The following is a 23,790-nucleotide window of genomic DNA, read 5'->3' as shown; positions in this document are numbered from 1 at the left end:
GTCGCGGTGATGCGACCTTTTACCGACCTGGTTGTGGCCAGGATCAACCCTAGGTCAAGTCGCTGGTTTCTTCACTCTGATCCATGGTCACCTGGCGAATCGACAGGCGCAGCTCTGCAGGCAATACGCGCTTTGCCGCACCTTCCGCCAACTCGCTGAGCAATGGATGGTGGCTCAGCTTGCCTGCTTCATCCTGGCGCAGAACGCCTTGGTCGAGCAGGGTCTGGATGAAGTGACGGAACAGGCTCTTGTCGAAAAACTCCGGTGCGTTAAGCCCGTGAAGAATCGACAAGCGCTGGGCCATGACGGTGCACAGGTCCTCGAGTTGTTCGGCACTGATGGTGTTTTGCCCGGCATTGAGCAGTAGCGCAATGGCCATGTAAAAGCGCTGCAGGGTTTGTGCGATTGCTCGCGACAACAAGGTCAGCAGAACAAATTGGCGTGAGCTTGGGGCAGGGCGCAGGTAGACATCGTTCTCGACCTTGAGCAAGCCCTGTTCAACAAAGGCGTTGAGCCACTGGTCAATGACTTCGTCGAGTTCGTCGAGGCTCCAGCGGATAAACAGCTCGGACTGCAGGTACGGATACAGCGCGCGGGTAAAACGCAGAATCTGTTCACGGCTGATGCGTGCGCTGCTCTGGAAAAAACTGGCGAGCAGTGCAGGTAGGGCAAAGATATGCAGCACATTATTGCGGTAATAGGTCATCAGCACCGCATTGTGCTCGTTGAGGTAGAGAATCTTGCCCAGCGCATCTTTCTGCTCGGCCAACAGGTCCATGCCTTTTACGTATTCAATCAGCGCCTGGCCATCGCCTTCGGGCAAGGTTGTGTGTGGCGAGTAGGGTACGCTGCGCAGCAGTTCCAGGTATAAATCCAGGACCCGGGTCAGGGCGCGATCATCCAGCGCCAGCTTGCTGGTGGACAGCAAGGCCAAAGCCACCAGGTTCACCGGGTTGATGGCGGCGGCTTCGTTGAGGTGCTGCGCGACCCGGTCGCCGAGGCGATTGGTGGTTGCGCTCAGCCAGTCCGGGCGGAACTGCGGCGCATGGGTTTGTTCACGCCAATCAGGTTGTTCGCTGTCGAGGAACTCGGCCAGCTTGATGGGTTCACCGAAGTTGACCCAGACCTGCCCGAAGCGTTGCCTGAGTGCGCCAATGACTTTGAAAATATCGAAGATCGACTCTTTCTTCTTACTGGCGCCGCGCAGTTCACCCAGGTAAGTACGGCCTTCCAGGACCCGTTCGTAACCTATGTAAACCGGTACGAAAACCACTGGCATGCGGTTGTCACGCAAGAAGCTGCGCAGGGTAATTGCCAGCATTCCGGTCTTCGGCTGGAGCATGCGGCCAGTACGTGAGCGACCGCCTTCGACGAAGTACTCGACCGGAAATCCCTTGCTGAACAAGGTGTGCAGGTATTCATTGAACACGGCGGTATACAGCGGGTTGCCCTTGAAGGTACGGCGCATGAAAAACGCACCGCCACGGCGCAGCAGGCCGCCAATCACCGGCATATTGAGGTTGATGCCAGCTGCAATGTGCGGTGGGGTCAAGCCGTTGCGGAACAACAAATAAGACAGCAGCAGGTAGTCAATATGGCTGCGGTGGCAAGGTACATAGATTACCTCGTGGCCCTGGGCGACATCCTGCACGCCTTCGATGTGATTGACCTTGATGCCATCGTAGATCTTGTTCCAGAACCAGCTCAGTACCAGCTCCAGAAAGCGGATCACCGTGTAGGTGTAGTCCGAGGCAATTTCGTTGCCGTAGCGCAATGCCTGGGCTTCGGCTTTATCGACTGAAATCCCTTCGCGCTGAGCTTCCTCGGTGATTGCCTGGCGCACTTGCGGGCCGTGAACCAGGCCTTTGACCAGGTTGCGCCGGTGCGATACATCGGGGCCAATGGCTGCGGTTTTCTGGTTGCGGAAATGCACCCGCAAAATACGGTGCACCATGCGCAGCGTGCGCTCGTGACCTTTGTTTTGTTCGACCAGTTCGCGCAGGTGGATTGGCGGTGAAAACTGCACGCGGGTTTTACGTCCCAGAATCAGAATACTGACCAGGCGACGCAAGCGTCCGGTGACAGCCCAGCTGTCGGCGAACAGCAGCTTCCAGGGGCTGGTCTCGCGGTCAGGCGACTGGCCCCAGAACACGCTAACCGGGATCACCTGGGCATCATCAACAGCGTTTTCACTGAGGGCACTGACAACCCGGTCAAGAGTGGGCGAGATGCCGCGTTTGTCCGAGCGTCCAAACCAGCCTGCAGGCGGGTTCAGGTAGAAATAGGCGGCGGGCTCCATCAGGTCGCCAACGGCAACAGGCAGCACCGGGCGTGGCAGGCCGGCTTTGCGACATTCGGTGTCCAGCACGGCAAGGTCGCTGATGGACGGCTTTTGCAGGACGAACAACACTGGCTTGCTGCGATCGAGCTTCAGGGTAAAGGCGGATTGATTGATGGTTTCCGAGCGTACCCAGAGGTACAGCAGGCGGCGTACTGTGCCGAATACAAGGCGGCGAAAGGGGGAGCGGGTCATACGAAGTCTGCGGGCTGTAAAAACGAGCATCTGCTCGGGGACGCTAGTGTGCCGGATCGGCCGCCGCTGGGCAAAATTCTTCGCAGCACAGGCTGCAAAAATCCCGGTTTTGCCGCCGTTCGTCGTTTTTAGCCTGTTTTCCACCCGTCTCGCCATTGGAAAACGTGTGGAGCTCTCCCCGGAAAGTTGTATTTTTGTGCGGTCTGTCACGCTGCGCAACGGGGCGGATATGAACCCCTGATATGCCGCCAGGGCCCATGAGGTAACGCGGCAGAGCTTGTCGGGTATGGCCTTGAATTCATCGGAAAAAGTGCTTTTCAGTCACAAACCTTGTTCTATACTCGAGAAGCGGTTGCAGGGTGGGATTTGCAGCAAACGAGCCCTTGGCTGGCGGTCGACCTTGCCCTTTTGCAAGGTGCTGTTGGCCAGAGCCGCATGTTAATCAGTGCGCCGCGTAATTCCCTTCGGGACAATAAAAAACTGTAGTTGGAGAGTGTGGGTAATGGCTGATCGTGAAGTAGGAACCGTTAAGTGGTTCAATGACGCCAAGGGTTATGGCTTTATTCAGCGCGAAGACGGCGCCGATGTGTTTGTTCACTACCGGGCTATTCGGGGTGAGGGACACCGCTCTTTGGCAGAAGGCCAGAAGGTCGAGTACGCGGTAATTGAAGGTCAGAAAGGCTTGCAGGCAGAGGATGTAGCTGGCCTGTAGTTGTTGCCAGCCCGCCGCCCAAAGCGGCGGGCTGTTTGATAGTCGCGGCCACAGGCTACTTGTGCAAAAGCTAGCCGTTGGTGCGCCAGGTTATTTCCTCGACGCCGTCGGCACTGATACGCATCCAGCGATCTGCCTGCTCTTCGCTTTCTTCCTCTTCCCAGCCGCCCGGTGCACAACGTACCTCGACATTAAGCGCGGCAAATGCAGCTTGCGCGCAACTCAGGTCGTCCTGCCAGGGCGTGCTGTCGCTTTCGAGATAGAGACTGTTCCACTTGCCGACGGCCTTTGGCAGCCAGGTAACAGGTACATCGCCTGCGCGGCATTTGTAGGTCTGGCCTTTTTGCTGCCAGGGCGTGCAAGGACCGAGCGCTGCGCCCAACCACTCGGCGATCGCATTGTGGTCGACATCTTTGAGGTAAATCTCGATATCCGGTTGGCGCATGGCAATTGATCCTTGTCGAGCATGGTTAATGTACGGGCCAGCGAAACGCCGGGGCACTTAGGTTCGCACTATCCAATCGTAGCGAATGGCGACCGTCACTTCTAATGGTTGTGCAATGACTGCTGCCCGTCGCTCGGCACTGGCGCGCCAACCGTGTGGTGTCATGGCCAGCAGGTCGGCGCGGGCTTGTTCGGTTTCGACCTTGAGGCTGAAGCTCAGGGTTTCACTGTGGTCCAATCGCATGCCGTCGGGGATCAGTTCCAGATGCTTTTGGTCGTCGTAATCACGGACTTCATCATAAAGCTTGCGGCGCAGTTCCATCAGGTGGGCACGGGTCGGGCCCATTCTCAGCAAGCCACCATTGGATGCAAGCACGCGCTTGGCTTCTTGCCAGTCCAGCGGGCTGAAAACACTGGCCAGGAGCTGGCAACTGGCGTCGGCCAGCGGTAGCCGGGCCATGCTTGCAACAAGCCACTCAACTTGTGGCGCACGCTTGCAGGCGCGTTTGACGGCCTCGCGCGAGATGTCCAATGCATAGCCCCGGGCATCGGGTAGCATCTGGGCGATCTGCTCGGTGTAATAACCTTCGCCACAACCGATGTCCAGCCAGCGGGCAGGCGCATAAGCTGCTGCAAGCTGTGCCAGGCGATGGGCCAGTGGTGCGTAATGGCCGCCATCGAGAAACCGGCGCCGAGCTTCGACCATGGCCTGGTTGTCGCCCGGATCACGGCTGTTCTTGTGTTGCACCGCCAGCAGATTCAGGTAGCCCTGGCGAGCCCGGTCGAAGCGGTGGCCAGCAGGGCAAACCACGCCTTTATCGACCAGGCTGAGCGGGCCCTGGCAAATCGGGCAGATAAGCCCCGGCTGTTGGGGCTCGGAGCTTTGCTGGGGGGCGGCGCGCTCGGTCATGTCAGCAGGTTGACCATGGTCTGGTAGTAAATATCGGTCAGTACATCAAGGTCGCTGGCCAGTACGCGCTCGTTAACCTGGTGAATGGTCGCGTTGACCGGACCGAGTTCGACGACCTGGGCGCCCATGGTTGCAATAAAGCGACCATCGGAGGTGCCGCCGCTGGTGCTTGGCTTGGTTTCGCGACCGGTAACGCTGCGGATACTGTCGGAGATGGCATCGAGCAGCACGCCTGGCTCGGTGAGGAACGGCAAGCCGGACAATGCCCACTCCAGATGATAGTCGAGGCCGTGCTTGTCAAGAATTTCACAAACGCGCTGCTGCAGCTGTTCAACCGTGGATTCGGTTGAGAAGCGGAAATTGAAAATGCTGGTCAACTCGCCCGGCACCACGTTGGTCGCGCCCGTACCGGAATTGAGGTTGGAGATTTGAAAGCTGGTCGGAGGAAAGAAATCGTTGCCGTCGTCCCAGTGGGTGTCGGCCAGTTCGGCCAGGGCTGGAGTGGCCAGGTGGATCGGGTTCTTGGCCAGGTGCGGGTAGGCGACATGGCCTTGTACGCCGCGCACGGTCAGGGTGCAGCCGAGTGAGCCACGACGACCATTCTTGACTACGTCGCCGACCAGGCTGGTGCTTGATGGCTCGCCGACTATGCACCAGTCCATGCGTTCGCCGCGTTTGGACAGTCGTTCAACCACGGCCTTGGTTCCATGGTGGGCCGGGCCTTCTTCGTCGCTGGTGATCAGGAACGCAATGGCGCCTTTATGCTGCGGGTGGTCGGCGACAAAGCGCTCGACTGCAATAATCATTGAAGCCAGGCTGCCCTTCATATCCGCCGCACCGCGACCGCAGAGCATGCCCTGTTCATCGACCAAGGCATCGAATGGCTTGTGTTGCCAGGCTTGCAGCGGGCCGGTTGGCACTACGTCGGTGTGTCCGGCGAAGCACAGCACGGGGCCTGTGCTATGACCGCGCAATGCCCAGAAGTTATCGACTTCCTCGATACGCATAGACTCTACCTTGAAACCAATATCGCTCAGCCGGCGGGTCATTAATTCCTGGCAGCCTTCGTCAGCAGGGGTGACGGAGGGGCGACTAATCAGATCGCAGGCGAGTGCGAGAGTCGGGGAGAGGGCAGTCATTGCGGCTCCTGAGCGGCATAAAGCGGAAAGGCCGCCATCTTAAAGCAAAACGACGGCCATTGGCCGCCGTCAGGCTGTAAATCTTGCTGAAACAGCCCCGTGAGTCTAGCTCACTGTCTCAGCATCGATTTCGACTTGGGGTTCTGCCGGCTTTGGCAGCGACGACAGCATGGCCATGATCACCGCAGCCAAATAGGGCAGCGATTGCACCAGCAGCGTTGCGATCCAGAACTTCACATCGGCGCTCGGCAAGCCCTGGGCGATGGATATACCGACCACGGCGCCCCACAACAGCAGCATGATGAATACCTCTTCGCGTGCCTCGGCCAGCGCCACCAGGAAACCATGGCTGCTGCGCATCTTCGGTGTGCGGAAGAACGGGATCGTGGTGGTAAACAAGCCGTACAGCACGGCCTTGGCGATGGTGTGCGACAAGGCCAGGCCAGCAACCGCGGCACAGAATGCATCCTTGAGGTTAACCCCGACTGCACGCTGATACAGGAACACGATCTTGCCCAGCTTGAACACAAACAGAGCCAGGGGCGGGATCGCAAATATCAGCAGCGGCGGGTCGACACGCTGGGGCACGATAATCATCGCCGCCGACCACAACAGTGCGCCCACGGTGAAGAAGATGTTCAAGCCGTCTGCGACCCAGGGCAACCACCCGGCGATAAAGTGATAACGCTGGCCGCGCTTGAGGCTTGAGTCCTTGCCGAGGAACAAGCTGCGCGCGTGGCCCTTCATGATCTGGATGGCGCCATACGCCCAGCGGAAGCGTTGCTTCTTGTAGTCGATAAAGGTGTCGGGCATCAGTCCTTTGCCGAAGCTGTTATGGGCATAGGCCGCGCTGTAGCCTTTCTTGAAGACGCGCAGGCCCAGCTCGGCATCCTCGCAGATGGTCCAGTCGGCCCACTTCAATTCATCCATCACGGTACGGCGGATCATGGTCATGGTGCCGTGCTGGATGATTGCATTGCGATCGTTACGGGTCACCATGCCAATGTGGAAGAAGCCCTTGTACTCGGCATAGCACAGTTTCTTGAAGGTGCTGGTATTGCCGTCGCGGTAGTCCTGTGGCGATTGCACCACCGCGATTTGCGGGTCGGCGAAATGCGGCACCATGTGCTTGAGCCAGTTGGGGTCGACGCAGTAGTCGGAGTCAATCACCGCGATGACTTCAACATCCGGCGCGGTGAAGGGCAGGATGTAATTGAGCGCGCCACCCTTGAAACCGGCAATCGGTGCCTTGTGGAAGAAGCGGAAGCGTGGCCCCAACTGCTCGCAATAGGCCTGCACCGGTTCCCACACCGCCGGGTCCTTGGTGTTGTTGTCGATGATGATGACTTCGTAATCCGGGTAGTCGAGATTGGCCAGGGCATCGAGGGTCTGCTTCACCATCTCTGGTGGCTCGTTGTAGCAGGGCACATGGATCGACACCTTGGGCCTGTACTCCGAATCGCCCATTACCGGCTGGAAGGGTCTGCGCCGGGCACGAACCCAGGCGGCTTCAGCCAGTTCGTGGGCCTCGGTAAGCAATACGATAAACACACCGATGGCGCCAATGCCGAGCAAGATACCAACGGTCAGGCTGAACCAGGTGCTGTATTGCTGGCTGTAGTCGTAGCCGATCCACACCAGCGCCGAGCCGCCAGCGAAGGCGACGAATGTCAGGAAGGTGCGGCCGCGTTGGCGAAGCGAACTGCCGTCAATCAACAACAAGGCAAGTGAAAGCAGGGCCATGACCACCGAACCGATAGCCAGCAGGCGCCACTGCGGGATCGCCACGACCGGGCCTGTGAAGTTGAATTTCGGCTGGCGGTCGAGGTTGTAAACGCCCCAATAGGCACCTACCGAGCCTTCATCACTGATTTTCCAGGTCTGGTCAAAGGCTTCAATCACGAAGTAGTTGTAGCCTTTGGCATTGAGCGTGTTGACCAGGGTACGCAGGTAGATCGCCTGGTCCGCTTGGGAGGCATCGGCACCGCCACGCATGCGGCCATTACTTGGCCAGCCAACTTCGGAGAGCAGCAGCGGCTTTTTCGGAAACAGTTTTTTCAGGTCGCGCGCGCGATCGAGTACGAACTGGGTCGAGTCCTCCATCGGCACGAACTCCCAGTAGGGCAGGACGTGCGCAGCGATAAGGTCAACGTGCTCGGCCAGTTCCGGGTGGTCTTCCCAGATGTGCCATTGCTCGGATGTCGACACCGGAACCTTGACGCCGGCGCGAACCCTGTCCAGGTATTCGATCAGCTTCTTGGTGGTGGTTTCGCGGCGGAACAAAGCCTCGTTACCTACCAGCACTCGCACTACGCTGCGCGAGGTATTGGCCAGTTCGATGGCCTTGGCGATTTCACGCTCATTGCGTTCTTCATCATTGCTGATCCAGACGCCGAGGGTCACGCGCAGGCCAAACTCTTCGGCCAGGCGTGGAATATGCGACAGTGCCCCGTCAACCGAATAGGTGCGGATGTTGTCGGTTTGCTTGGAGAGCAATTCCAGATCCTGGGTGATCTCTTCATCGCTAGGGTAAATATTGTTCTGCGGGGTTTGCCCCTGGCGGAACGGCGAAAACGAATAGCCTGCAACCTGATCTGGCCAGTCAGGCGCGGCAACCGGCAAGTTATAGAGCGCCCAGAAACCCGAGAACAAGGCGGCTATCGCCAGCACAACGACCAGGTTGATTCCAAATATTCTTGATGACATGTCTGTTTCGGGTTCCGCTGCGTGGAACGAGGGGGAGCCGGTGAGCACCGGATGGCGCGCATGCTACTCCGCCGTCGATAAGCTGTATAGCGCCTGATACATCCTTTTGCCAGGCGCAGGAAAGTCATTCGACTTAGAGCAGTCAATGGTTATAGAAGTTCGCCATTTAATGCATTTACAGTCAGGCTTGGGGCCACCGGGCTGTTTTAAAAGACTCGCAAGGCTGGCGCCCGAGCACCTTGGGTTGTGGGCTTGGTCAGCAAAGGCTTGGGCGTTGCCCGCCAGCTTCTTATAATGGGCGATTGCAGATTTTGTGGTATTGGGGTTTGGCATGCAGATTGATGAACAACGCTTTTCAGGCATCGCCCGGTTATACGGACATGAGGGTGCGCAGCGCCTGTGTGCGGCGCACGTCGCAGTGGTCGGCATCGGCGGTGTTGGCTCATGGGCTGCCGAGGCGCTGGTTCGAACCGGGGTCGGCGAAATCTCGCTGTTTGACCTGGATGATGTATGCATCACCAACACCAACCGGCAGATTCATGCATTGAATACGGCTGTTGGCAAGCCCAAGGTCGAGGTCATGGCTGAACGACTGCGGGCGATCAACCCCGCGTGTGCGGTTCATGCTGTTGCCGACTTTGTAACCCGCGACACCATGGCCGAGTACATCACCGAAGAAATGGATGCGGTGATTGACTGTATCGACAGTGTCAACGCCAAGGCAGCGCTGATTTCCTGGTGCAAGCGGCGCAAGATCCAGATTGTTACCACCGGCGGCGCTGGCGGGCAGATCGATCCGACGCAAATCCGCGTGGGCGACCTGAACAAGACCTTTAACGATCCATTGGCCTCGAAGGTGCGGTCGACCCTGCGCCGCGATTATGGCTTTTCACGCACCATGGGCCGTAACTACAGCGTGCCTTGTGTGTTCTCGACCGAGCAGTTGCGCTATCCGCTGCCCGATGGCACCACCTGCCAGAGCAAGAGCTTTGTCGGCGAGGGCGTGGCCTTGGATTGCGCCGGTGGTTTTGGTTCGGCAATGATGGTCACCTCGACCTTCGCCATGGTCGCGGTGAGCAAGATTGTCGATAAGTTGATCGAAGGTGCTCGTCGTCCGTCCGAGCGGGTCAGGCTGCGCTAGCCAGTTCACGCATACGCTTGAGCACGGCATTCAGGCCATTGCTGCGAGACGGCGACAGTTGCCGCGCCAGGCCCAGTTGATTGAACCAGTCGTTCAAGTCCAGCTGCGCCAGGGCTTGGCTGTCGAGCCCGTTGACCCGAACCAGTAGCAACGCGAGCAGGCCACGAATCAACCGTGCCTCCCCAGCGGCGCGAAATTGCCACTGCTGATCGACCTGCTCGGCCACCAGCCACACCTGGCTTTCGCAGCCATGGACGCGGTTTTCCTCCACGCGCTGAGAGTCGCTCAACGGCTCCAGTTTTTCGCCCCACTGCATTAGCAGGCGGGCACGTTGCTCCCAACTGCCCGCCTGCTGGAATGCATCGAGTGCTTGTGCGGCGCCTGGTGACAGTGGGTGGGGCGAGGTCATCTGAGAATATCCAGGGCGTTATCCAGTGCACCGAAGAAGCGCTCAAGGTCGCTGCCATTGTTGTACAAACCGAGGGAAACACGGATCGCGCCACCAAGGCCGAGTTGCTTCATCAATGGCATCGCGCAGTGTTGCCCGGCGCGTACGGCAATTCCCTGTTCGGTCAGCAATTGGGCAAGGTCGGCATTATGCACGCCATCGACCACAAAGCTGGCCAGGGCGATATTCGGTTGGCCCAGCAGGGTGATGCCGTCACGCGCTGCAAGTCCGGCCATCAGTTGTTGGTGCAATGCCTGCTCGAACGCTGTCACGGCTTGATGATCAAGCTGATTGAGGTAGTCAAGCGTGGCGCCGAGGGCGATCACACTGCTGATTGGTGGCGTACCGGCCTCGAAGCCCAGCGGGGCAGGGTTGAAGGCGGCATCGAGATAGTCGGCGTCTCGGACCATCTCGCCGCCAAACTGCCAATGCCGCAGTTGCGCCAATGCCTCGGGCTTGCCGTAGAGCACGCCAACCCCATCCGGGCCGTAGATCTTGTGGCTGGAAAACACATAAAAGTCGCAGTCGAGTTGCTGCATGTCATGCCGGCCATGCACCGCGCCTTGCGCACCATCAACCACAGTCAATGCGTCATGGGCCCTGGCCAGAGCCAGCAGTTGTGCGACGGGTTGCCAGCAACCAATCACATTCGACAGTTGGCTGACGGCCAGCAGGCGGGTGCGCGGGCCAACCAGCTTGCTTGCAGCTTCAAGGTCGATGCGCCTGGCTGTATCCAGGGGCAACACAACCAGCTTCAGATTCTGGCGCAAGGCCAATTGTTGCCAGGGGAGCAGGTTGGCATGGTGCTCAAGCGCGCTGATCACCAGTTCATCACCGGGTTGAAACAGGTGCTCCAAGCCGTAGGCCAGCAGATTGAAAGCTGATGTTGCGCCCTGGGTGAAGATTACGTGTGCGCTGGATTGCGCGTTCAACCATTTGCCCAGTTGTTCGCGACAGGCTTCAAAGGCGCGGGTGGCGCGCTCGCCGGGTAGGTGCTGGGCGCGGTGTACGTTAGCGCTGCCGCTGCTGTAGTAGGCGAGCAAGGCATCGAGCATCGCTTGTGGCTTTTGCGCGGTGGCAGCGCTGTCCAGATAGGTTTGACCCTCGGCCTCTAGGGCCAGAATGCCGGGAAAGTCTGCGCGCCAGGGCGAGAGCAGTGACATAGGGAATCTCTGAAAGGGGAGGCGAGCACCAATGCTGTGCTGCGCGTTGTACATCCTACAAACTAATCGAAGCCTGCCAAGAGCAGGCCCCGATTAGGCAGACACGGGCTTAGTTGTGCGCGTGCAGTGCTTCGTTCAGCTCGATGGCCGATTTGTGCGTCTTGCACTCGACTGCGCCAGTGATCGAGTTGCGGCGGAACAGCAAGTCGGGTTGACCAGCCAGTTCACGGGCCTTGACCACCTTGACCTGATTGCCTTGCTCGTCGAGCAGGTTGACCTTGGTGCCAGCGGTGACGTACAGGCCCGATTCAACGGTGTTGCGGTCGCCCAGGGGAATACCGATACCGGCATTGGCGCCGATCAGGCAGCCTTCACCCACGGAAATAACGATGTTGCCGCCGCCGGACAATGTGCCCATGGTCGAGCAGCCGCCGCCCAGGTCAGAGCCTTTGCCGACGAATACGCCCGCCGAAACGCGGCCTTCGATCATGCCTGGGCCCGCAGTGCCGGCGTTGAAGTTGACGAAACCTTCGTGCATGACGGTGGTGCCTTCGCCAATGAAGGCGCCAAGACGAATGCGCGAGCTGTCAGCGATACGCACGCCCGCAGGTACCACGTAGTCGGTCATTTTCGGGAACTTGTCGACCGAGAACACTTCGAGCAGTTCGCCGCGCAGGCGGGCTTCGAGCTGACGCTCGGCCAATTCACTGAGGTCAATCGCACCCTGGCTGGTCCACGCCACGTTGGGCAGCAGTGGGAAAATGCCGCTCAGGTTCAGGCCGTGTGGTTGTACCAGTCTGTGTGAAAGCAGGTGCAGCTTCAAATAGGCTTCCGGGGTGCTGGTTGGCGCAGCGTCTTCAGCGAGGAAGGTTGCAACCAGTGGCTTGTGGCTTTCGGCCAGGCGAGTCAGCAGGGCTGCTTGAGCAGCGTCAACGCCCTTGAGCATTTCGGCGAGGTCGCTGGCTTGCTGGGTGCTGAACTGAATAGCTTGGTTGCCGCCGTCATAGCCGAGTTTTTCTGCGGCCTTGGCAACCAGTTCGGCTGCCGGGTTGAGCAATGGTTGGGCGTAGAACACTTCCAGCCAGTTGCTTTGACGGTTCTGTGTACCTACGCCGAAGGCCAGGCTGTAGAGGTTGTTGCTCATCTTGAGTTCCTTGCAGCAAATTCAATAGTAAAGGATGTGTTAGGCCAGCTCGGCTGCATAACGCTCAGGTTTGAAACCCACCAGGGTTCTGTCGCCCAGATCAAGAACCGGGCGTTTGATCATCGACGGTTGGGCCAGCATCAGTTCGATGGCCTTGCTCTGGTCAAGGTCGCTTTTCTGCGCCTCGTCGAGCTTGCGGAAGGTGGTGCCTGCACGGTTGAGTATGGTTTCCCAGCCATGTTCGTTGCACCACTTTTCCAGGTTGCCGCGATCAATGCCCACGGCTTTGTAATCATGAAACTGGTAGCTTACAGCGTGCTCGTCGAGCCAGGTGCGCGCTTTTTTCATGGTGTCACAGGCTTTTATGCCGAATAGGGTATAAGTCATTGATTTTATTGGGGGCAAATGACTTCCCCAATACCTCCCCAATATTTTGACAAAACTAATTGTGCAATTATGCCACGTCAATCCACTCGGCGCCCCGGCTGTCTCGGTACATGTCTGTCATTTTTGCGGACTTATGCCCGAGAAGTGCTTGCGGGTTTCGACCTTCTGCAGCATGTAGGCGAGCTGCCAGTGAGCGCATTTCGTGGAATGTGGGCGGCGTGTCGCCAAGGTCGATGCCCAGGGCTTCTGCTCCCCTGTCGCGTGCGGCGGCAAATTCTTTGCTTATTGTGTCGAGAACAATCTTCTGGCCAGCTTTGGCCCGGCTGATTGTTCTGTGGTGGTGGACCAGGTGCGGGGACAGTACGCGATCACGGCAGGACTTGATCACGCTATCCAGACTCATATCGATCACCTCAAGCCGCAGATCTGTGTTTATCCGTAATCTAGCGCCAGTCTTGGACTGAACTACATGCAGGTGGTCGTCGTAAACATCCTTGAATAGCATGGATGCAATGTCTTCACGACGCTGGCCAGTAATCAAGGCAAGCTCCATCGCACGCTTGAGCCATGGCTGTTTGGCTTCGGCGTGCGCTGCCTTCCATAGATCGAGCGTTAGCCGCCCTCGCTTGATCGTTACGGCAGCGGCCTTGGTCTTGTCGACTGGATTGTCAGTGCACCAACCTTCTGCCATGGCCTCTAGAAACACATCCCGCAGAAGTGACCGCATGGCCCTGGCCATCGGCGCCTTCCCCTCCTTGGTCAACCCTTTCAGGTACTTGGCCACGTCCATCGTGCTGATCTCACGAATGCCAATTCCGCCAAACACCTTATCAAGCCGATTTATCCGCATGCCTACATTGCGCTGGCTGGACGCTGACAATCCCCGCGCCGCATATAATTCGCGGTATTCCACCAGCCAGGCGCTAAACAGCTTGCTCTCTTCTGGTGCCTTTACTCTGTCAACAAGGGCAGGTTGATGGCGGACGGTTGCATGTATCGCTGCAACCGCCTCCTTGATTGCCTCTTCCTTGTTGGTACCAAGGCCAAAGGACTTGCCTGACACCGGGTCGCGGTAGGTGTAATAGGTTTTACCATTGCGCTTGTCGGTCTTGCGGTACAGGTTCAGCCCTGCAAGGTCTTTGTTCCCGTCTTTACGCGGCCTTGGCGCCATGGCGTGCACTCTCTATTCGGCTTATTAGGCTTGAGCCTGCCGGTGCTGGTGCGCGGCGTTCCGGCTCGATGTATTCAGCTTCAGGGTCAACATAATAGCTGCGACCGCACTTAACGGGGGCGGGGCTTATTCGCCCCTCTCGCGCCCACTTGCGAAGTGTATTGAGTGTTGGGGCTGGCTCCATGCTTGATTCAGCCCATTTTTCAAGCGTTACTTTCTTGCTCATAGATCACCCCCAGTCAATTCAGCCGGCACCATCACCTTGTCGCCTAGCTTGGCTGTGACGATGGCGCGGCAGGCGGCGATTAAGATTGTTGGCCCACCGGCGAGGCGCATGGTTTTAATGCTGTCGCAAGCATCGCTATTCCCGTAGGCTAACGACCTCCAGTTGCTGCCAGTGCTGTCCTGCACACAGCCAAAGCTCTTGCAGTGCTTGTCCAGGAGTGGCCCGCCTTGGCTCCATTCGGTAGACGGGCGATACCGAAATATTCCGTGTTCCAATATCAGGAAAACGCGCGGCCCTGTGCCGTACTCGCCCCGATCCGCCACCAGGTTTAATCCTTCGGTTGAGCCGGTGAGCCAATCAAGCGCCGCACCAGTAGCCTCAGCCACGTTTACTTCGGTCATCTGGGTCATGCTTTATCACTCCGGTATTCAGTGCAGCGCACGGCCTTAACCCCGTCACCGTAAACCTTGATGACTTTCATCTTGTCGAAGGGAAGGGCGCTGCAATCTTTGTGTTTGCGGGCACAGCTTGCGCACATGCTGCCTTTGGGCTGGGTCATGCCTTCACCTTCGTCGGGATACCGGCTGCGTGGATGGCTTCGCGGCATTCTGAAAGGCATGCGTTATAAGAGTGATCCAATCTAGCTTTGGAAGGCAGCTCAACAACAACGCTGTCTAGGGCTTTCTGCCAGTGATACCAAGCGCTGCTCTTAAGATCCGCATATGGCTGATACTTGATAAATTTGCAGCCGTAGCAATTTAGACCTGGGATAAAATAAACGCCTTCGGTCTCGCCGTATTCGCGCTCAAACGCCTTACGCCGAACTTCGATTAATTCTTCCACGGTTATTCCTCTCTACCCGTTAGCGGGGAGTTGGTGGGCGTCAATCTGCTTGAACTCGATGACCCATACCCATGGGTTGGCGCCCCAGTCGCCGCCGGTTGAGTTCCATAGATGAACAAATGAGTCAACCGCATCGGGAGAAGGGCACTCGCAGCCACATGGCTCATGATTGCCACAGCTGGTGCATCCACCGTCGGTGATACCTTCGGCCCTGGCTTGCTCTTCGGTGATGTCCTGCAGTCGCTCGACTCGAACCTCAGTGACCTCCAGCAGGATGCGGCAGGCCCAGCGCGGCATGTGGATGCTTGGCCGGTGACGCCAGATTTTGTTTGGTTCGGCTGCCGAGTAAGAGCCGTTGCGCAGAGCATTCGGGTAGAGACGGTTGGGCTCGTTTGGGGGCGTGCCGTCAGCCGAGTAGATGACTCGATTGCTGCCGAACCAAGCACCCGTGTCGTCCTCGGGGTAGGTAGCCTGCCAATCGCCTGCTTGCCACCAGCTCTCGCGCACCCATAGCCGTTCGCCGGGCTTTCCGTATGGGCACCCCATGGGGATCGGCACCAAGCCTCCCGAGACGGAGGATTCCCAAAAGTCATGCGGAAGTTTTAGCGGCCTACGCGTCACCGTCTTGCGACCATCCAGAATGGCGCGAACCATTTCACCGTTGAACAGTATCGGGCGCTCTTTTACCGGAAAGACAGACATAACAAATCCTTACCGCCATCAGGCAGTGTTAAATAGATGGTTTGAGGTATGCGGGTAGGGTGGGGCGGTTACTTAATCAGGCGCATTGCCCTGAGCGCTTTGCGGCGCGAGGTGTAAAGCTTGAAGCCCCTTGCCTGTGCGTGGCGTGCGTGCGTTACCGGGCACTTTTCGACAATCACGCCCGGTGGCGGCATTGGTTGTTTCTGGCTGTACAGAAAGATCGACCTAAGCTCAGGCTCTGCGTCTTTCATCCAGAACTTACGGTCAATGTAATAAACCGTCTGGCCTTGGCGTAGCTTCTTCATCCATCACCCCCTATTAATCCGCCGAGCTTTGCGCTGGGCTTTTCAAAACCGACCTATCAGGCGCTGAAGCATTAGGCCGAACGGCTTGCTTGGTGATACGCCCATAGATCCAGTAAGTACAAATCTTATTGGTGCGGTGACAAGCATAATCGGCCACACCCAAAATAGATTGATACGCTGTATTACTGTCGTTTCGATATATGGGTCATTGATATAGGTTACTGAATACTCTGTTTGATAATCGTTGTTGTACTCGCCAAACAAAACATTCAGAACAGAATCAGCGGTTGCGTCGCGTCCACCGCTCTCTGCTTTCACTTTGGCCCGTATTGCTTGCGCGCCCCGTCTGCGTAAGAAACTCATGATTCACCCTCCTGCGCTGCTGCGAGCATGTGTTTGCGTATACCGGCAAGCGCTGCCGCCAGCTTTTCATCGGTGTCGTATTTGTGCGGCATGATCGCCACTGACTGGTGACAGGCAAGGCACAGGCACCCACGGGTTTCTGATTTCAGATAACGCCGTGAAGCGTGGCCGCTATCGCAGCCGTACACTGGATGCGGCTCGTACCAGGCGTCTGGAATATCAAGAAAGAACTCTTCACCAGCGGCTCGCGCTGCTTCTAGCTCTCGGTCTTGCAGGATTTTTATGGCGCTCATACATCACCTTTGCTTGAGAGGATGGCGCGGAGTTTTTTGCACTTGCTCTCCGTGTATCCATCGATTTTCATTCCACAGAGCGCATGAACCGCTGAATAACAGAGAGCAAGCAACTCCCGCTCTACAAGCACCTGTGTGGCGGGGATGGCTGGCGGGGCGGTGTAGAGCAGTGTTCCGTCAACCAGTGTTTTGTCACGATCTCCTAGGAACTTGATTCCGATGTTTCTGCCGGATTGACTCGGATCTCTTGCGTACCACTGGTCTACGTGCCAAACGCTTACAGTCGCCACCGCCTCGCCAGCGCGTCCAGCGGATGAATTGAGGCGGGCGACTTCATCAAGGCAGGCGTCTGTTATTTCGTAAAGCCTGTCCTCTTGCTCAACCACTGGCACAAAATCATCCTCCGACATTGTGCCTACACCCCATGCACTCCAGACCCTTGTGCAGTCGTATGCATCCCAGCCGATGGCTTGAGCCACGATATCTCTCAGCGCGTCCCGCTCAGGCAGCACAACGCCCGACTGCCGGGATTTCAGTTGCGCGAGCTCGGCCATTGCCGTAATACAAACTCGCTGCTGACTGTCGCGATCTTCGCGCAAGCTTGAAATAACGGCTGCAATTTCGACCGGCAAGTGAGCCATGAAATCAAGACTGCACTCGACAGATACCGCCGCACCGCATGACTTGGCGCAATCGCTTATGATTGAACGCAGCCGCTCGATTTCCTGCGCCTGCTTGTCGTATTCACCTTGAAGCCTCTTGACTTCATCCAATAATGCGTCTACGCCGGAACCGCTAAACGGGGTAAGTGAGCTACTTGCATATACCCATACGTCAGGATCGCTGTGCGTGCCCTCGCTTAGGTACTGCCATCCACCGTCCGTCTTGCGTAATTCGAGACCGTTTAGATTAAATTCTGTTTTTGCGCTCATAACATTCTCCAAACCTCAGCATTAACCCAGTCAGCCCACTCAACACGCTTAGGCCTGCGCTCTGTATCGCGCACGTCAACGAACTGATTGGGTACTAACCGGATAACCTGAAAGTGTTTATTTGAATTGACCTGGAGCGCAGTGCGGGGAAGGCCTGCGCAGAGGTCGTTGATGCGGCGGACGGCGGGGCTTTCGGTCATGCTGCCCATGGTCTTGCCCTCTCAGGATGCTTATCGCGAAACCCCGCCAACCAGGCACAGCGCTTACCAAGCTCACCAGCACTGGCGTGATACGGGCATTCGGCCTCGGATAGTGCTCGCTCGCCTTCTCGCTGCTGGCTGAGGTAGCGGTGCTGGTATATCGCAGTGTTACTGTTTGGATTGGCCATAACTCACTCCTTCACCGGCGTACAGCGAAGACACCGGCATTCAGTGATAGGGAGGCGGGGAGAGGTGCGGTCATGCTCTTGCAAAGTCGCCATGAAGTTCTTTCCGTTTGATATCGAGCACATGAATGGCTTCTTCGATCGTGCTGAACCTCCCAAACTTGTAGGTGGTTCTGTTTTTAATCACGACGGCCTCATAATTGTTTTTTGCCTTGTGATACCTGATTCCTTTTATGCCGGTTTCGGTTCTCCCTGGGAACCGCCGGTTGCGCATGTTCTCTGCGTGAGAACAGGCCCTGAGATTTGTCCACCGATTGTCACTGTGATCGCAGTTGATATGGTCAACTTCTTCCCCTGGCATGGCGCCTGTCATCCATGCAACAGCCAGTCTGTGCGCAAGAAATCTGTAGCCCAAAAGGCCTATTTCAACTCTTCCGTCACGCCTTGAGCAGCCAGCGATCTGCCCTGTTTTTCCTTGATTGCGATCCATTATCCTGATGAAGTTTCCAGTCTCAGGCTCATATCTCATAAGCCTCTTTAGCTCGGCTATGATCTCTTCGTTTGATGGTCGTCCGGATACTGAGAAAGCTTTTGGCATAACTCATCCTCGCCATTGGCGTGATCGGTGAATTGGGAAGGGGTTAAGCGGCTTTTGCAGCTTTATCAGCTTTGGCTTCCGCTGCTTTAGCTGCCTCAGCTTCGTGGGCGGCCCAATCTGGGAGTAAGCCGGGCAGAGGCTCAGATGCCATGGGCATAACGACGCCAAAGAAGCGATCTAACAGTTCATTGTCGTTGAAGCGAACAATGACACCTCCATCGCCAGCAGAAGGCTCAATTCGCATGCCTGCACCGCCAAAGCGCTTTATGCCAGTAAGCAGCACGCCGACCTTGTTGAATACCTCTAGGTACTCGCCATTAATGCAAGGGAACGGCTCGACTTCAGTCCGTCGTTTGGTTGGAATAACCCTTTTCCAGTTTGGAAATAAGCCATCAATCAACTCTGTTTTTTCGGTTAGGTGCGAGTTGAATCCGAACATTTCAGGCTCTTCGCCCGTCTCTTCTAGACTGGAGACCAGAGAGAATTTTTCAGCTATCCAGAGCTTGGATGGTGACCTTCCATCTGCACCTGTTCTGACAGAGCAAGCAGATAGCAGGCGTTTAGATACAGTGCCTATCAGTACCGATTCGCGACCATCTGCGATCCATCCATCGGGATCGTGAATCACCCCCATAAAGTGACCGTTGGTTGCAACGATTAGCACACCGCCTTTCGGGTGACGCTCAATCTGAACGGCATTCAAGTAATAGCGCACATCACCTTTAGCGGCGCACTGATGGATAGCAGCAAAGTACTTCGGGTTTACTCGGGCGAGATATTCCATGGTGTTCTCCAATGCAGGCGCCGTCCTCCGCAATTCGGTGGTGGCGAGTATTTTTAATTTGGGGAAGGGGTTAAAAAGGTTTGCGTGACAGATAGCCGTGACGCTAAAGCTCAGTTAGCTCTTGCAGTGATTCGTCATCAAGACGCGATGCGCCGTGTATCAAGCGAGTGATAACGTCCTGGGGTTCGTCGATATCAAGGCGGGCCATGACTTCAATTAGCTTGGCGTCAGTCGCCTTGAACAGATCGAGCTTTAACGTTCGTGACTTGCAGCGTGACAAGCGTTCTTCTTCGGTCAGCTTGTCGCGCTCGCGCTGTTGCCGCTTTCGTTCCAGTGCTGTTACTGCCATTACTTCTTCCTCTTGCTGCCGCGCCCATGTGCCAGCCATCCAGCGCTTATAACCGTGTTCCCGTGCTCAGTGATTAGAGCCTGGACCCGCTCATTAACCAGCGGCACCAGTTCAAACATCAGGGCGCTAGGCACGGTCATTGAATGGCAGTTCTTTTCGCCGTCAGGCTTAACCAGCCAGATAGACACATCCCATCTGACCGGCTTACTGGGGCGCGTACCCTTTGGGGTGGTGTGAGTGCCTGTTGAGTTGATCAGGCACTGAACTGAACAGGTCACGCCGCCAGCATTCCGTTAATTAGCGAACTGCGCCGGCCCTCAACCCACTTGATCTGCGCTCGAAGGTTGGCGATGGTTTTGCAGGCGCGCTCATGGTCGCCCGCATCCCATTGCTCTTGAACTCTCGGGTCGAGCAAGTTCTTGATGCTTGAATTAAGGTCACGCTCATGGCGAGTCAGCACATCATGGCTATGCTCGCACTCGTAGAAGTTTGTATGCATGATTACCTCGGGCAAAGAAAAGGCCTCATGTGAGGCCTGGTCAGTTAGCAGATGATCAATCGAACGGGATATCATTCCAGTCATCAGGCGGCCCGTCGCTGCTCGGCGTATTCCCAGTTTGATGCTGATTGCCTTTAGGGCGCCGATCAACCAGCGGCTTGTTCATCAACATTTGCACGGCCTTTTCAAGCTTTGCTGGTGCTCGGCACTTATCACCATCAAGCACTTCAGAAGCGGTTTTCTCTGACTCTGCACTGAATGGCATGTAGATGGTCGGGCGAGGATTTCCACTCTCGCTGTTCTTTTCAATTTCCATCTGGATGAGCAGTCCGATCTTTGGCCCCATCAATTCAGGGAAACCGTAAACGTCAACCTTATCGCGCTGCTTAGTGTCACTGTTCCATTTTTCAACAGTGATCTTGCGGGGCGCCTCGACCTTGCGTAGCTTCATGCAGGCCATGATTGCGTTGAGCAGCGAATGCCCGCCGTCATTCTTTTTGCCGTGCTGGTAGCTGAGGTTGATATAAAACTGAGCCTCAGCATTCTCGCTATTCTTGAATGAGAAGCCGATACCAGTTGAGCCTGTATCATCTTTCTCCATCCACTCGGCGCGGGTGAAAGCGCCCAGGTATTTGCCAGCTTCATCAATAAAAGCCGATTTATTGTCAGCGGCTCGCGCCGATCCAGAGTCTAAGTCGAACATGTTTTTCTCCTAGGGTTATGCGGCGACTGGCTGAGCCAGGTCATAGTATTCACAGATAGCCGCATCAACAGCGGCCAAGTCGTTATCAATCAGCTCATCGTCGAACATACCCATAGGCGCCTTCGTCGTGTCTGATCCGTTGTTGCGGGTACTGAAAAGGTGCTGACGATCCTGAACCAATGCGCGCAGCACGATAGTGACCATGCCTTCCAGCGTGATCTTGTCGTCCAGCATCTTGCCGATTGTCTTCATCTTGATCTGGCCTGCGTCCGTTTCCTCGGTATGACTGAGGATGTAAACGCGAACGTCATCAGGCAGCTTTAGTAGGGCGTCGAACACGTCCCATGTGTGCCGCCCAATGTCGCTGAACTTGTCGAAGCCCTTTTCCTCGCTGCGACGCATGAACTCGTTGGCCAGCATGTATTGGAAGTCATCAATAACTATGACCTTGCGCTGTGTCTTACGACTGGCGCCAATGATCTTCGACCAGTCATCAGTAACGAATGCCTTCCATGCTTTCGCATCTTTGAATGGCAGGGGTTTTTTAATGATCTGGATTAGGGCGGTAGAGCCGGGGTCAAGATTGCGGATTGCCGTGCTCTTGCCGCTGCCAGACTTCCCTAAAATAAGGGTTACGGTTGCCATGTGGCCTCCCTACTGGGGCTTGTTGTCCCATTCGCGCTGGATGCGCTGCTGTTCCTGCTCATACTGCTTGCGCTGCTCGCCCTGGAACCGCTCAGGCCAGAATTCACCTTGAGTCATCCAGTCGTACTGGGCGGCAACCGCAGGCGTTACCTGCGCTGTGCTTGTATTCATATTCAATTCCCAACCAGGTAACTGTTAATAAGGTGCGGCACAGCTATTGCCGCGAAGAAGATTGCAGGACCAAGTACAGAGTTGATCCAGATTGATAGGCGTCGGTGGCGCTGGTGAGTGGTCATGGCAACCTCACAATATGCATCCCGCGACGACGCTCAAACCGAGTTCCCCGCGGCAGATCGACGACCATAAAAAAGCCCCGATCATTCAGGGCTTCGATTAGTGACTTGCTGCTGGGGCAAATGATGGTCATGGTTTAGCCTCCATTGCGGCGTCGATGGCTGAGTCAAGCGCTTCGCCGCAAATCATGTATTCCGAAAACCACTTTCTTGCACGATCATGGCTAGCCATGAAACCAGGGTTTGTATATTTGTTGCGCAAGAACAAGTAACGCTCAGCATCCCGCTTTAGCTCTGCACGTTCGGCGAGCAGGGCGAGGATTCGAACCTTGGCCTCGGCAATAAACTTGGCTTGGCTGCGACTACAGCGCTCAACCAGCGTCACGCCATCGTATGATTCGCCGTCAATCTCGAAAGGCTCGCCGTAGACACAGAAAGTTCCATCAGCATCGCCGCCTAAAGACTCACCGCTTGGCCCGTTGAAAAATGGGTTGGTGTTGCTGTCGTAATCAAGGTTGTCGAAAGCCTTCGCCTCAGCCTCAAGCTCAGCCACCAGGTCATCAGTAATCGTAGGAACTGTCATACATACCCCTTTACGCTGAATTTCAGGCCGCGCCGGTTAATCTCGGCAAGCAGCGACTTGAGTTCTTTGGATGGCTGACGGCCTTCAATACTGGCTTCAACCGTTAGTAGGCGTGCCCGGGCGAGCAGGCTATTTATCTGCGAACTGTTCATCGTGCGCTCAACTCGGCAAGGCGCCGCCGGTAGGCGTTATCGCGAAGGTCGCGCAGCAAATGGCATTGCATCAGCGTGATTGCACCAAATGCCGTTGAGCCCTCAACCATGCCGACCGCTATGTCATTGCGGGCGAATAGCAACTCAATGTTCGGCGCCTCTCGCACGCTCAATAGCTGGTCTAACAAGCGAATGCATCCGCGCTGCCATGGCGTGCCGTCGAACTCTGCCTCGGCGTGGCGAACAAGGCGCATCGACTCGCGAATGGCCTTGCCCTTCCTGATTCTCTCAGCACGGCCGGCTTCGCGTGATGACTGGAAGGGGTCTTTCAAGAACCGTTCAACCTTGGCACGTTCAGCCTGAGCGCCACGATTACCCCAGGTATTGCGGGCCGTGAAGTCGGGAGCAATTTCAGTGGTCATGATTCACCTCCAGCGCATAAGCCGAACACCCAGGCACCTGCAGACCTTCCGCAAGATTCAGATGGTGAGTGCTCGCTTATGCGCTTGATTGATTTAGATAGTGAAAGCCCCGCGATGGGGTGCGGGGCTTTCTTAAGATCCGAGTAAGGCATTCTCGGGAACCTTTAGTTATTCATTCATGGCAATTCCCTCGCTATAGCGCGGCAGTAAGAGGCAGCCGCTTGCACTGGAAGGTGTATTGAGAATGGAGTGGCAGAATTGAACTGCCAGATACGCGATGACTTCTCGCTAGGCTGATCAGGCAAAGCACCTTTGCGCGTTATCCGGAGCAACCCGGAGTTATCGCAAAGCAACCCGTATCCTCGTCCTGAACTCCATTCTCAATACACCCTTAAGCGCCATCCTTGGCCCATGAAGGGGTTACTTGTCGCGCTCAGCCAGCATTGCGTCGGCTACCCGGTATGAGAATTCTGCAAAATGGTGATAGTCCCAAGTAGCTAAGTCTTCTGGCGTATGGGTTCCAGAGAGCACGGTTAGCGCTTTGGCCGCGAAGTAGTCGCGCAGAGTCATGCCTGAATGCGGAAGCTTTATCCTTACATCATTGCCGCATAAGACTTTTTGCCCGCCTGCAATCGGGAAAGCTGGCCCGCCATTTTCTTTGCTCATCTATCTGCCCTCTGTTGGCTGGTATTGGTTGATTGATCTGGCGAGGATTCGAACCTCAAAGACTTACGCTTATTTCGGCAGCGCTACCTAGTAAGCCGCACCGGCTGTCCGGGCACCCTGATCCACCGAGTGAAACTACAGATCAATCA

33 protein-coding genes are annotated in these 23,790 nt (G+C 56.5%); 2 read left to right on the top strand and 31 right to left on the bottom strand.

Annotated features, from left to right (window positions below; all coding sequences use genetic code 11):
- Positions 1-49: 49 nt before the first annotated feature.
- On the bottom strand, positions 50-2,533 hold the full coding sequence (gene plsB / locus CHB79_RS07030; protein ID WP_089359386.1) for a glycerol-3-phosphate 1-O-acyltransferase PlsB: 2,484 nt from the start codon (positions 2,531-2,533) through the stop codon (positions 50-52).
- A 502-nt stretch (positions 2,534-3,035) separates the two neighbouring features.
- Here plsB and CHB79_RS07025 point away from each other — a divergent pair.
- Positions 3,036-3,245 (top strand): cold-shock protein, encoded by a 210-nt coding sequence (locus tag CHB79_RS07025; RefSeq protein WP_010486741.1) that lies wholly within the window; start codon positions 3,036-3,038, stop codon positions 3,243-3,245.
- A 70-nt stretch (positions 3,246-3,315) separates the two neighbouring features.
- Here the strand turns inward: CHB79_RS07025 and CHB79_RS07020 are convergent, their stop codons facing one another.
- The 4 genes from CHB79_RS07020 to CHB79_RS07005 form a co-directional block, all read right to left on the bottom strand.
- Positions 3,316-3,690 carry a hypothetical protein gene (locus CHB79_RS07020; protein ID WP_010486742.1) on the bottom strand — a complete coding sequence of 125 codons (375 nt, stop codon included), beginning with the start codon at positions 3,688-3,690 and terminating at the stop codon, positions 3,316-3,318.
- 57 nt (positions 3,691-3,747) lie between these two features.
- Complete coding sequence (locus tag CHB79_RS07015; protein ID WP_089359385.1) at positions 3,748-4,599, bottom strand: putative RNA methyltransferase; 852 nt, start codon at positions 4,597-4,599, stop codon at positions 3,748-3,750.
- The gene (dapE, locus tag CHB79_RS07010) at positions 4,596-5,738 is read right to left on the bottom strand and encodes a succinyl-diaminopimelate desuccinylase (RefSeq protein WP_089359384.1); all 1,143 of its coding nucleotides are present in this window, start codon (positions 5,736-5,738) and stop codon (positions 4,596-4,598) included. The genes CHB79_RS07015 and dapE overlap by 4 nt, the downstream gene beginning before the upstream one ends.
- Positions 5,739-5,843: 105 nt before the next feature.
- Positions 5,844-8,444, bottom strand: coding sequence for a glycosyltransferase (locus CHB79_RS07005; protein ID WP_089359383.1), 2,601 nt, complete (start codon positions 8,442-8,444; stop codon positions 5,844-5,846).
- 331 nt (positions 8,445-8,775) lie between these two features.
- Here CHB79_RS07005 and tcdA point away from each other — a divergent pair, with 331 nt between their 5' ends.
- A complete protein-coding gene (gene tcdA / locus CHB79_RS07000; protein WP_089359932.1) occupies positions 8,776-9,585 on the top strand; it encodes a tRNA cyclic N6-threonylcarbamoyladenosine(37) synthase TcdA in 810 nt (269 codons plus the stop codon).
- Here the strand turns inward: tcdA and CHB79_RS06995 are convergent.
- The 26 genes from CHB79_RS06995 to CHB79_RS06880 form a co-directional block, all read right to left on the bottom strand.
- Entirely contained in the window at positions 9,572-9,994 is a 423-nt protein-coding gene (locus CHB79_RS06995; protein WP_089359382.1) for a SufE family protein, read from the bottom strand. The two genes, tcdA and CHB79_RS06995, sit on opposite strands and share 14 nt — an antisense overlap.
- A complete protein-coding gene (locus CHB79_RS06990) occupies positions 9,991-11,196 on the bottom strand; it encodes an aminotransferase class V-fold PLP-dependent enzyme (protein ID WP_089359381.1) in 1,206 nt (401 codons plus the stop codon). The genes CHB79_RS06995 and CHB79_RS06990 overlap by 4 nt, the downstream gene beginning before the upstream one ends.
- Positions 11,197-11,305: 109 nt before the next feature.
- Positions 11,306-12,340 (bottom strand): 2,3,4,5-tetrahydropyridine-2,6-dicarboxylate N-succinyltransferase, encoded by a 1,035-nt coding sequence (gene dapD, locus CHB79_RS06985; RefSeq protein WP_010486754.1) that lies wholly within the window; start codon positions 12,338-12,340, stop codon positions 11,306-11,308.
- 39 nt (positions 12,341-12,379) lie between these two features.
- Positions 12,380-12,727, bottom strand: coding sequence for an ArsC family reductase (locus CHB79_RS06980; protein ID WP_089359380.1), 348 nt, complete (start codon positions 12,725-12,727; stop codon positions 12,380-12,382).
- A gap of 67 nt (positions 12,728-12,794) precedes the next feature.
- The gene (locus CHB79_RS06975; protein ID WP_089359379.1) at positions 12,795-13,898 is read right to left on the bottom strand and encodes a phage integrase Arm DNA-binding domain-containing protein; all 1,104 of its coding nucleotides are present in this window, start codon (positions 13,896-13,898) and stop codon (positions 12,795-12,797) included.
- Complete coding sequence (locus tag CHB79_RS06970; protein WP_342744819.1) at positions 13,879-14,082, bottom strand: excisionase; 204 nt, start codon at positions 14,080-14,082, stop codon at positions 13,879-13,881. Before CHB79_RS06970 ends, CHB79_RS06975 begins: the two co-directional genes overlap by 20 nt.
- Before the next feature lie 38 nt (positions 14,083-14,120).
- Positions 14,121-14,534 (bottom strand): phage protein NinX family protein, encoded by a 414-nt coding sequence (locus CHB79_RS06965; protein WP_089359377.1) that lies wholly within the window; start codon positions 14,532-14,534, stop codon positions 14,121-14,123.
- Positions 14,531-14,683 carry a hypothetical protein gene (locus tag CHB79_RS22020; protein ID WP_176443152.1) on the bottom strand — a complete coding sequence of 51 codons (153 nt, stop codon included), beginning with the start codon at positions 14,681-14,683 and terminating at the stop codon, positions 14,531-14,533. The genes CHB79_RS06965 and CHB79_RS22020 overlap by 4 nt, the downstream gene beginning before the upstream one ends.
- A complete protein-coding gene (locus CHB79_RS06960; RefSeq protein ID WP_089359376.1) occupies positions 14,680-14,967 on the bottom strand; it encodes a phiTE_015 family protein in 288 nt (95 codons plus the stop codon). The genes CHB79_RS22020 and CHB79_RS06960 overlap by 4 nt, the downstream gene beginning before the upstream one ends.
- Positions 14,968-14,979: 12 nt before the next feature.
- A complete protein-coding gene (locus CHB79_RS06955; protein ID WP_089359375.1) occupies positions 14,980-15,669 on the bottom strand; it encodes an ASCH domain-containing protein in 690 nt (229 codons plus the stop codon).
- Between the two features lie 68 nt (positions 15,670-15,737).
- Positions 15,738-15,974 carry a hypothetical protein gene (locus tag CHB79_RS06950; RefSeq protein WP_089359374.1) on the bottom strand — a complete coding sequence of 79 codons (237 nt, stop codon included), beginning with the start codon at positions 15,972-15,974 and terminating at the stop codon, positions 15,738-15,740.
- Positions 15,975-16,016: 42 nt separating this feature from the next.
- Positions 16,017-16,337, bottom strand: coding sequence for a hypothetical protein (locus tag CHB79_RS06945; protein WP_089359373.1), 321 nt, complete (start codon positions 16,335-16,337; stop codon positions 16,017-16,019).
- Entirely contained in the window at positions 16,334-16,630 is a 297-nt protein-coding gene (locus CHB79_RS06940) for a hypothetical protein (protein ID WP_089359372.1), read from the bottom strand. Before CHB79_RS06940 ends, CHB79_RS06945 begins: the two co-directional genes overlap by 4 nt.
- Positions 16,627-17,562, bottom strand: coding sequence for a hypothetical protein (locus CHB79_RS06935; RefSeq protein WP_089359371.1), 936 nt, complete (start codon positions 17,560-17,562; stop codon positions 16,627-16,629). Before CHB79_RS06935 ends, CHB79_RS06940 begins: the two co-directional genes overlap by 4 nt.
- Positions 17,563-17,758: 196 nt before the next feature.
- A complete protein-coding gene (locus CHB79_RS06925) occupies positions 17,759-17,950 on the bottom strand; it encodes a hypothetical protein (RefSeq protein WP_089359369.1) in 192 nt (63 codons plus the stop codon).
- Between the two features lie 70 nt (positions 17,951-18,020).
- Positions 18,021-18,545, bottom strand: a complete 525-nt coding sequence (locus CHB79_RS06920) for an HNH endonuclease (RefSeq protein ID WP_089359368.1) — start codon at positions 18,543-18,545, stop codon at positions 18,021-18,023.
- Between the two features lie 43 nt (positions 18,546-18,588).
- Positions 18,589-19,329 carry a hypothetical protein gene (locus CHB79_RS06915; protein ID WP_089359367.1) on the bottom strand — a complete coding sequence of 247 codons (741 nt, stop codon included), beginning with the start codon at positions 19,327-19,329 and terminating at the stop codon, positions 18,589-18,591.
- 103 nt (positions 19,330-19,432) lie between these two features.
- On the bottom strand, positions 19,433-19,678 hold the full coding sequence (locus tag CHB79_RS06910) for a hypothetical protein (RefSeq protein WP_089359366.1): 246 nt from the start codon (positions 19,676-19,678) through the stop codon (positions 19,433-19,435).
- A gap of 274 nt (positions 19,679-19,952) precedes the next feature.
- Positions 19,953-20,177 (bottom strand): hypothetical protein, encoded by a 225-nt coding sequence (locus CHB79_RS06905; RefSeq protein WP_141133417.1) that lies wholly within the window; start codon positions 20,175-20,177, stop codon positions 19,953-19,955.
- A gap of 55 nt (positions 20,178-20,232) precedes the next feature.
- Entirely contained in the window at positions 20,233-20,880 is a 648-nt protein-coding gene (locus CHB79_RS06900; protein ID WP_089359364.1) for a hypothetical protein, read from the bottom strand.
- A 15-nt stretch (positions 20,881-20,895) separates the two neighbouring features.
- A complete protein-coding gene (locus tag CHB79_RS06895; RefSeq protein WP_089359363.1) occupies positions 20,896-21,525 on the bottom strand; it encodes an AAA family ATPase in 630 nt (209 codons plus the stop codon).
- A gap of 9 nt (positions 21,526-21,534) precedes the next feature.
- A complete protein-coding gene (locus tag CHB79_RS22015; RefSeq protein ID WP_176443151.1) occupies positions 21,535-21,696 on the bottom strand; it encodes a hypothetical protein in 162 nt (53 codons plus the stop codon).
- Between the two features lie 252 nt (positions 21,697-21,948).
- Positions 21,949-22,401: a hypothetical protein gene (locus CHB79_RS06890; protein WP_089359362.1), complete on the bottom strand. Its 453-nt coding sequence runs from the start codon at positions 22,399-22,401 to the stop codon at positions 21,949-21,951.
- Entirely contained in the window at positions 22,398-22,553 is a 156-nt protein-coding gene (locus CHB79_RS22010; protein WP_176443150.1) for a hypothetical protein, read from the bottom strand. The genes CHB79_RS06890 and CHB79_RS22010 overlap by 4 nt, the downstream gene beginning before the upstream one ends.
- Positions 22,550-22,975 (bottom strand): hypothetical protein, encoded by a 426-nt coding sequence (locus CHB79_RS06885; RefSeq protein WP_089359361.1) that lies wholly within the window; start codon positions 22,973-22,975, stop codon positions 22,550-22,552. Before CHB79_RS06885 ends, CHB79_RS22010 begins: the two co-directional genes overlap by 4 nt.
- Positions 22,976-23,395: 420 nt before the next feature.
- Positions 23,396-23,641 carry a hypothetical protein gene (locus CHB79_RS06880; protein ID WP_089359360.1) on the bottom strand — a complete coding sequence of 82 codons (246 nt, stop codon included), beginning with the start codon at positions 23,639-23,641 and terminating at the stop codon, positions 23,396-23,398.
- Positions 23,642-23,790 lie beyond the last annotated feature (149 nt).

This window comes from Pseudomonas segetis (genome assembly GCF_900188155.1).
Classification (GTDB): Bacteria; Pseudomonadota; Gammaproteobacteria; order Pseudomonadales; family Pseudomonadaceae; genus Aquipseudomonas; species Aquipseudomonas segetis.
The sequence above is the reverse complement of the archived record's forward strand: the minus strand, read 5'-3'. Positions and strand labels throughout refer to the sequence as shown.

Coding starts and splice junctions, on each gene's coding strand:
- CHB79_RS06885 (WP_089359361.1), bottom strand. CDS start 22,975: ATGACCACTGAAATTGCTCCCGACTTCACGGCCCGCAATACCTGGGGT.
- dapE (WP_089359384.1), bottom strand. CDS start 5,738: ATGACTGCCCTCTCCCCGACTCTCGCACTCGCCTGCGATCTGATTAGT.
- CHB79_RS06905 (WP_141133417.1), bottom strand. CDS start 20,177: ATGCATACAAACTTCTACGAGTGCGAGCATAGCCATGATGTGCTGACT.
- CHB79_RS06900 (WP_089359364.1), bottom strand. CDS start 20,880: ATGTTCGACTTAGACTCTGGATCGGCGCGAGCCGCTGACAATAAATCG.
- CHB79_RS07025 (WP_010486741.1), top strand. CDS start 3,036: ATGGCTGATCGTGAAGTAGGAACCGTTAAGTGGTTCAATGACGCCAAG.
- plsB (WP_089359386.1), bottom strand. CDS start 2,533: ATGACCCGCTCCCCCTTTCGCCGCCTTGTATTCGGCACAGTACGCCGC.
- CHB79_RS06970 (WP_342744819.1), bottom strand. CDS start 14,082: ATGGAGCCAGCCCCAACACTCAATACACTTCGCAAGTGGGCGCGAGAG.
- CHB79_RS22020 (WP_176443152.1), bottom strand. CDS start 14,683: ATGACCCAGCCCAAAGGCAGCATGTGCGCAAGCTGTGCCCGCAAACAC.
- CHB79_RS06965 (WP_089359377.1), bottom strand. CDS start 14,534: ATGACCCAGATGACCGAAGTAAACGTGGCTGAGGCTACTGGTGCGGCG.
- CHB79_RS06880 (WP_089359360.1), bottom strand. CDS start 23,641: ATGAGCAAAGAAAATGGCGGGCCAGCTTTCCCGATTGCAGGCGGGCAA.
- CHB79_RS06895 (WP_089359363.1), bottom strand. CDS start 21,525: ATGGCAACCGTAACCCTTATTTTAGGGAAGTCTGGCAGCGGCAAGAGC.
- dapD (WP_010486754.1), bottom strand. CDS start 12,340: ATGAGCAACAACCTCTACAGCCTGGCCTTCGGCGTAGGTACACAGAAC.
- CHB79_RS07005 (WP_089359383.1), bottom strand. CDS start 8,444: ATGTCATCAAGAATATTTGGAATCAACCTGGTCGTTGTGCTGGCGATA.
- tcdA (WP_089359932.1), top strand. CDS start 8,776: ATGCAGATTGATGAACAACGCTTTTCAGGCATCGCCCGGTTATACGGA.
- CHB79_RS06950 (WP_089359374.1), bottom strand. CDS start 15,974: ATGAAGAAGCTACGCCAAGGCCAGACGGTTTATTACATTGACCGTAAG.
- CHB79_RS06920 (WP_089359368.1), bottom strand. CDS start 18,545: ATGCCAAAAGCTTTCTCAGTATCCGGACGACCATCAAACGAAGAGATC.
- CHB79_RS06890 (WP_089359362.1), bottom strand. CDS start 22,401: ATGACAGTTCCTACGATTACTGATGACCTGGTGGCTGAGCTTGAGGCT.
- CHB79_RS22010 (WP_176443150.1), bottom strand. CDS start 22,553: ATGAACAGTTCGCAGATAAATAGCCTGCTCGCCCGGGCACGCCTACTA.
- CHB79_RS06935 (WP_089359371.1), bottom strand. CDS start 17,562: ATGAGCGCAAAAACAGAATTTAATCTAAACGGTCTCGAATTACGCAAG.
- CHB79_RS06945 (WP_089359373.1), bottom strand. CDS start 16,337: ATGAGTTTCTTACGCAGACGGGGCGCGCAAGCAATACGGGCCAAAGTG.
- CHB79_RS06995 (WP_089359382.1), bottom strand. CDS start 9,994: ATGACCTCGCCCCACCCACTGTCACCAGGCGCCGCACAAGCACTCGAT.
- CHB79_RS22015 (WP_176443151.1), bottom strand. CDS start 21,696: ATGAATACAAGCACAGCGCAGGTAACGCCTGCGGTTGCCGCCCAGTAC.
- CHB79_RS06955 (WP_089359375.1), bottom strand. CDS start 15,669: ATGTCTGTCTTTCCGGTAAAAGAGCGCCCGATACTGTTCAACGGTGAA.
- CHB79_RS06975 (WP_089359379.1), bottom strand. CDS start 13,898: ATGGCGCCAAGGCCGCGTAAAGACGGGAACAAAGACCTTGCAGGGCTG.
- CHB79_RS07020 (WP_010486742.1), bottom strand. CDS start 3,690: ATGCGCCAACCGGATATCGAGATTTACCTCAAAGATGTCGACCACAAT.
- CHB79_RS06940 (WP_089359372.1), bottom strand. CDS start 16,630: ATGAGCGCCATAAAAATCCTGCAAGACCGAGAGCTAGAAGCAGCGCGA.
- CHB79_RS06910 (WP_089359366.1), bottom strand. CDS start 19,678: ATGGCAGTAACAGCACTGGAACGAAAGCGGCAACAGCGCGAGCGCGAC.
- CHB79_RS06925 (WP_089359369.1), bottom strand. CDS start 17,950: ATGGCCAATCCAAACAGTAACACTGCGATATACCAGCACCGCTACCTC.
- CHB79_RS06990 (WP_089359381.1), bottom strand. CDS start 11,196: ATGTCACTGCTCTCGCCCTGGCGCGCAGACTTTCCCGGCATTCTGGCC.
- CHB79_RS06980 (WP_089359380.1), bottom strand. CDS start 12,727: ATGACTTATACCCTATTCGGCATAAAAGCCTGTGACACCATGAAAAAA.
- CHB79_RS07015 (WP_089359385.1), bottom strand. CDS start 4,599: ATGACCGAGCGCGCCGCCCCCCAGCAAAGCTCCGAGCCCCAACAGCCG.
- CHB79_RS06915 (WP_089359367.1), bottom strand. CDS start 19,329: ATGGAATATCTCGCCCGAGTAAACCCGAAGTACTTTGCTGCTATCCAT.